5 protein-coding genes are annotated in these 6000 nt (G+C 43.5%); 3 read left to right on the top strand and 2 right to left on the bottom strand.

The genetic code is table 11. The features are described 5' to 3' along the window. Nucleotides 1-103: 103 nt before the first annotated feature. Together QSE00_RS18975 and xerA are read right to left on the bottom strand one after the other, a co-directional pair. Entirely contained in the window at nucleotides 104-988 is an 885-nt protein-coding gene (locus QSE00_RS18975) for a tyrosine-type recombinase/integrase (RefSeq protein WP_093978152.1), read from the bottom strand. A 132-nt stretch (nucleotides 989-1120) separates the two neighbouring features. Further along, complete coding sequence (gene xerA / locus QSE00_RS18970) at nucleotides 1121-2248, bottom strand: site-specific tyrosine recombinase/integron integrase (RefSeq protein ID WP_286107074.1); 1128 nt, start codon at nucleotides 2246-2248, stop codon at nucleotides 1121-1123. 94 nt (nucleotides 2249-2342) lie between these two features. Here xerA and QSE00_RS18965 point away from each other — a divergent pair, with 94 nt between their 5' ends. The 3 genes from QSE00_RS18965 (at nucleotide 2343) to QSE00_RS18955 (ending at nucleotide 5988) form a co-directional block, all read left to right on the top strand. Beyond that, on the top strand, nucleotides 2343-2723 hold the full coding sequence (locus tag QSE00_RS18965; protein ID WP_286107073.1) for a hypothetical protein: 381 nt from the start codon (nucleotides 2343-2345) through the stop codon (nucleotides 2721-2723). 581 nt (nucleotides 2724-3304) lie between these two features. Next, entirely contained in the window at nucleotides 3305-3691 is a 387-nt protein-coding gene (locus QSE00_RS18960) for a hypothetical protein (protein ID WP_157730749.1), read from the top strand. After that, nucleotides 3688-5988, top strand: coding sequence for a relaxase/mobilization nuclease domain-containing protein (locus tag QSE00_RS18955; protein WP_286107072.1), 2301 nt, complete (start codon nucleotides 3688-3690; stop codon nucleotides 5986-5988). The genes QSE00_RS18960 and QSE00_RS18955 overlap by 4 nt, the downstream gene beginning before the upstream one ends. The last annotated feature ends 12 nt before the right edge of the window (nucleotides 5989-6000 follow it).

The following is a 6000-nucleotide window of genomic DNA, read 5'->3' as shown; positions in this document are numbered from 1 at the left end:
ACAATGGCCCTGATTACCTTTCTCTTTTGGTAGCTTACTTTGTGGCCTTCCAAAAAATCGTCCCCATATTGTCCAAGTATCCCCGCCACCTCGTACTTCGGTCTCAAGGGATGTGGTAAAGTACATCGAGCGGGCTCCTCAGGTCTTCATATCCGGCCTTGGCAACTCTAAGGTATATCAGGGTGCTCTGTAGGCTGCTATGGCCCAGTTGTTCTTTTAATTGCAATATGTTCCCTCCCTGTTCCAAGAAATGGACGGCAAAACTATGGCGCAGGCTATGGATCGTTACATGCTTGCAGATTCCTGCCCGATCAAGTGTCCTGGCCAGCACCTTTGTAACGGATGAGCGGGAATAGGGCTTGGCCCTTTGATGACCATTGATCAAGTATTTTTCCGGATGGTAGTTGCCTATATAGGTCTTTAGGCCCTTTGCCATTAATTTTGACAATACCACATATCGGGTAACCCCGTGCTTGCTGTCTATTATGTGGATCCGATGTGCATTGAAATCGATGTCCTCCGGCCTCAACTTCAATAGTTCGCTTATCCTTAGGCCAGAGGAATAGAGCAGGGACAACGCTACCCGGTGTTTTAGATTGGGGCAATGCACTGGGTCCAGCAGACTTTTGACCTCTTGTTGGTTGAGTACAACAGGGACTTTGACCTTGGCACGGTTGCCCTTGAGCTCGATGCTCCGGTTCGGGGTTTTCATTACTTGGAACAGAAACCGGTAGCCGTACACCAAAAGCTTGATCAAGGAATGGCTTGCTTTGCGCAGCCGTAGATCATACATGTAATCGGTAATTTGCCCGTCGTCCAATAGATGGAAGCTTTTGCCATAATGCAGGCTGATCTGGGACAGGGCCCTAAGGTAGTTCTTACAGGTAGATTCCGAATAGCCCGCCGCTATATAGGCCCTTCGGTACCTTTGATAGGCCTTCCCGAAGTTCGGTACCGTACTTTTTGCCAGTTCGGTGCAGGATTGCACACTTTTTTTTGATACATAAATTTTAGATTTAGATTAATCCATATAATTTACGAAATCTAGCTGAAAAGGTTACCGAAGGTTTAGTTCAACGTAGGAATATGATCATTGATCATATATCTTTTATATGTAAGGCTAAGTTAACAAATCTTTGATATTCATAAAGGACCTATTCGCTACATGAGTGTAAATTTCCGTTGTTTTGGTAGAATTATGCCCTAACAATAATTGAATATGGCGAATATCTGTGCCATTTTCCAGCAGATGGGTGGCAAAACTGTGCCTTAGCATATGGGGGGAGACCTTCCTTTTGATTCCTGCCCTTTTTGCTGCCGACCCAATAATATTCAATACGCTTGTGGAACTGTACTTACCTCCATTTGCGCCCTCGAAGAGGAATTCTTTTGGCCGGTATTCCCGATAGTAGGTCTTTAGATCCTCTAACAATCCGTTGCTCAGCACCGTATACCTGTCCTTGTTTCCTTTGGCTTGTCTTATACCTACCATCATGCGCTTGCTGTCTATATCCGTAACCTTAAGGTTCAATAGTTCGTTTCGTCGAAGTCCCGAGGAATATAGAAGTGCTACGATGCATTTGTGTTTAATATTGTTGGTGTTTTCGATAACTGCCATGACCTCTTGCTTGGAAAGTACCTTGGGAAGTCGTGTTTCTTTTCTTGGGCGTTCAATGGTGTAGAAGCGGTTGGGCATTCCGTGGACCATTTCATAAAAGAATTTTATGCTATTGATCGCCTGGTTTATGTAGGAGGATGATTTGCCTTCCTGTACCAATTTTTGAAGATACGACCGGATTTCATTTTCATTGATGTCTATAGGATTAAGGTGGCCATAATAATTAATGAACGCTTCGAAGCAGTTGACATATGCTTTTACCGTGTTATTGGAATATCGTTTCAGTTCCAATTTGAGGAGATATTCTTCAGGACACGGCCTAAACCCGTCCTCAAGCTTTCTTTTCCGGAACCATTCAACATCGATATCGGCATTGTCGTTATTTAGAACGCGCTCCGCGAAGAAGAAATTGCCATTGATCCAAGCTTCACCCCTGAACATCTTGAAAATTAAGGATATGTTATTCTTGTTGTTGGGTATATGGTGCATACCGAACGTTTCGCTCCATCCCAAATTTGGAAGCTTTTCCACCAATGCCTGGATTACCCGATCTGTTGAGAATTGAAGGCCGATACATTTGTTGCCATCAATCAATAGGTGCTTCATTGTGATGCTCTTTCCCTTGTGCATGAAATTATTTTTAAGCTCAAGTTGATAAAACTAAACGATATAACCGTATCTTAATCGAATAGTATACGTATAACAATACTATTTATAGAAGCTAATGAGAATTCAAAAGAAATGTTCGCACTGTGGGAGTGAACTGACGGGAAGGACTGAAAAGAAATATTGTGATCAGTATTGCAAGAGTGCGCATCAATATGCTAGGTCGAAGGAAGGTCCCGTGCGGTTTTATGACAAGGTGGACAATCAGCTAAAGTTGAACAGGAAAATATTAAAAATATATAATAGGGCAGGAAAGGCAGTGGTAAGGAGCAAAATATTGCTAGACCTTGGTTTTGACCCTAAATTTTTTACCCATTATTGGAAAAACAGTAAGGGAGAGGTATATCTTTTTGTTTACGAGTACGGATTTTTGGGTAAAAGGGAGAACGGTAAGGAAAAGTATATACTGGTAACCTGGCAGGATTACATGGAAAATTAAGAAATCAGTTCGTATACATTCACTTAGAACCTGTTCGCAATTATTAAAGTACTGATTGTTTTAATCCCTTTATGCCGGCAAATATATGGATTGTGTAACTTTCAATTCCATAACAATACAATAAAGACATTGATTTTTCTGTTTAACAATGTCAATAACGTTATTTAACCCCAAGCCCCTGCGGAAGTTAAAAAACCTTCAGCTCCAAACACTAGGGCGGACAACTTCGTCCATAAGTTTTGGGTCATATTTCTAAGTTTGCTTTTTCAACCCCCTCGTGGCGCATGAAAGCACAAGGGAAAAAAAACCCTTGCCCTTACTTCCCCCTGCCCACAAAAAAATGGATATTTCCATTATTCTTTAATTTTTTCAACCCCATATTGGACCATATAAATTTTCTGTCTGTACCCATTTATATTGATATGGTTCCATATGTTTTAAGAGGTTAAAATATTGATTATAAGATAGTTACATTACAAATTAATCAATTATATTTATCTTTGAAAAAGATAGCAAGTTGTATTCTAAGTAACTTAGAATTGTCTACTTCTGACGAAGTGTTTACCTAAAGATCAAAGGAAATGGAACAACGGAAAAGAGGACGGAAACGATTGGGAAACAGGAAGCGGTACCATAACGTAATGCTCCGGTTCAACGATACGGAATATGATAGATTAAGGCGGATCTGCGAATCTTATCACTTGGATATTTCCGAAAGGGGTGTAATTGCCCCCTTTTTGAGAAGGCTCGTATTGGATCGGGAATCGGAGGAAAAGGAAAGGCTACCGAACTCCTTTGACCTTGCCCACCATATCAACAGGGTAGGCAGCAACATCAACCAATTGGTAAAACTCGCACACTTCAAGAACCAGAGAAGTCCCAACAGTGGTTTGATGGATGAGGTACGAAGCATCAATGAACTGCTGGGCGCACTTATCGAAATCACATTGGAAGAACAATTGGGATGATAGGAAGGATAGGATATGGGGAAAGCTGTCAGGGAATGCTGAAGTATGTCTTCGGCAAGGAGGGCATGTGCATACTCGGCTATGGGAACATGTACTCCCAGGACATATCGCAAAAATTCTTCGGAAGGGTACTCCACTTTCAGGGACAGCGAAATGCCACCAAGAACCGCTATGTCCATATTACCCTGAACCTTCCCCTGGGGGAACACCTGGATGACTGGACTTTCCAAGCAGTATCACGGGAATACATGGCGCAAATGGGCTATGGTGGACAGCCCTATGCAATGGTAAGGCACACCGATACCGGGCACGAGCATGTCCATATCATTACAACCAATGTGGACAATGATGGAAAGGTCCTCGGAATTTTCAATAGTTACAGAAGGAACGTGGCCACCCAAAGGTACCTTGAAAAAAAGTTTAACCTATCGCCCTCGCCACGTACCAAACAGCAGAGGGAACTACCGATCCTCAGGTCGCCAGAACTACAATTCGGCAAGGACCCTGCCCATGGGACGAAGTTCTATTTGCAGGATGTGCTCAACGGCATCCTGCAAAAACACAAAGTGCGGAGTTTTGGGGAACTGGCCAAACTCGTAAAGCCCTATCACATACAGGTAAGGCAAACAAAAAACATATCGGGAAGGATAGGGGTGGCCTATGGCCTGGACAACCAAAAGGGCTATAGGACCCGGTTCATCAACGGCTCCACCGTACACCGAAGCTTGAGCGGCCCGAAACTGCAGAAGGTCTTCGAGGCCAATTCAAAGTCGAAGCTACTTCCGATGCACCGCAAGCGTTTGTTGAAACAAATAGAAACTACCTATGGACTTTTCAAAACAATTCGGCCTAAGGAACTGGCAGCAGTGCTCAAGGAATATCAGGACATCGATATCAAACTGGACAAAAAAGGGGATGCCATCAAGGGATATACCATCCATGACAGATCGGGATATGTTTTCACCGAAAGAGAACTGGGCCAAAATATCCGAATAGAGAATCAAGTGGATATTTTTGGAAACGGCGACGGACCCACGGAAATCGATACCGACAGCAAGCAGTTCGCAATAGAGATCCAAAAACTGATAAAGGAGGCATTCCGAACATCCCATATTAAATCCCCAGAAAGGAACGGATTGCTCTCGGAAAACATCATGACCAAAAGCTTATCGGATATCCTTCCATATATAGCAACCTCAAAAAGCTACATTTTCCTTGAACGCCATTTACCAGGTAATCAAAAAGAATTGTTGAGGGAAGCTCTTGAACGGGAATTCCCAACGGTCAGGGATGGATTGTTCCAATTGGAGACCAAGAAGGAAATGGAAACCTTAAAAGGTAAGTTCAACCTTATCGGCAAGGTGTTGGAAAAGGGCATATTCGATGTCGGGATGGAAAAGGGAAGCGTCCGGCTATTGTTCCAGGCTTTGGGGGTAAAGTATCACGACAACCAGTTGTCCTTTGCCAATTCGAACAGGCATACGGTCCCAGTCCGTTTGGGAAATTTACCTTTCCCCAAGACCATGGAGGAATATGTATCCACAGGATTCGTACGTCAAAATCATTCGGTGCTGGAACTATTGGCCGAAAAGAATTCGGAGAACGGCCCGAAGCTGGCGGCATCCGCTTTTTTCCTGCCCATGATCTTTCCAAAGCTTTATGAAAAAATGGATCCTGTATACCAAAAGCAATATGAAAGTGTCGCCTTGGGTTCCTATGTGAAATATGCCGAACGGATGCACGCCCCGTATGAAAAATCCCCAAAGGACTACATTGCATTTTTCAACGCCAAAGGGTTCCATTTTACCAGAACGGAAAAGGGATTCGAGGTCAAATCCATTTATGCGAAGAAAGGAACAGGTTGCACGCTCTCTATAAGGACGGGCAGTTATCTGAATTCCATTCCCGATCTGTCTAAAACATTAAAGGACCAACAGTCCATAATCGACGGACTTGTTAAAGACGGCAGGGACCATCTGAAGAACCTATGGGCGGGTCATCTAATGGAAAGGGGCAGGTACGACAAGGTGGCCTTTATGCTTACATATGAAAAAAGCTACCCCAACCTGCATCCGGAGATGGTGCAGCACCACATGGACAACGGGCTTCGAAAAAGTGTAGGCGAAGCGATCAAAAGACAATCAAATATCCAACAGAACCGCTTATTGCGGAAAGGCGTCTATGCCATAAGTTCATTGTTGGGCAATAGGGGCAAAGGGCAAGAAGATGTCTATAACGGGTTCAAGGATGAATTCACGGATTGGTCAAAGTACAAGGGTAGGGGGATGTCGATTTAGTGTTTTGTAAAA

The sequence above is a fragment of the Arenibacter flavimaris genome, assembly GCF_030291335.1.
In the GTDB taxonomy this organism is placed as follows: Bacteria; Bacteroidota; Bacteroidia; order Flavobacteriales; family Flavobacteriaceae; genus Arenibacter.
Note: the sequence above shows the minus strand (reverse complement) of the source record. Positions and strands in the feature narration are given on the sequence as shown.

Bases quoted from the DNA above. Each gene is read 5' to 3' on its own strand.
- xerA (WP_286107074.1), bottom strand. From the start codon at position 2,248: ATGCACAAGGGAAAGAGCATCACAATGAAGCACCTATTGATTGATGGC.
- QSE00_RS18965 (WP_286107073.1), top strand. From the start codon at position 2,343: ATGAGAATTCAAAAGAAATGTTCGCACTGTGGGAGTGAACTGACGGGA.
- QSE00_RS18960 (WP_157730749.1), top strand. From the start codon at position 3,305: ATGGAACAACGGAAAAGAGGACGGAAACGATTGGGAAACAGGAAGCGG.
- QSE00_RS18955 (WP_286107072.1), top strand. From the start codon at position 3,688: ATGATAGGAAGGATAGGATATGGGGAAAGCTGTCAGGGAATGCTGAAG.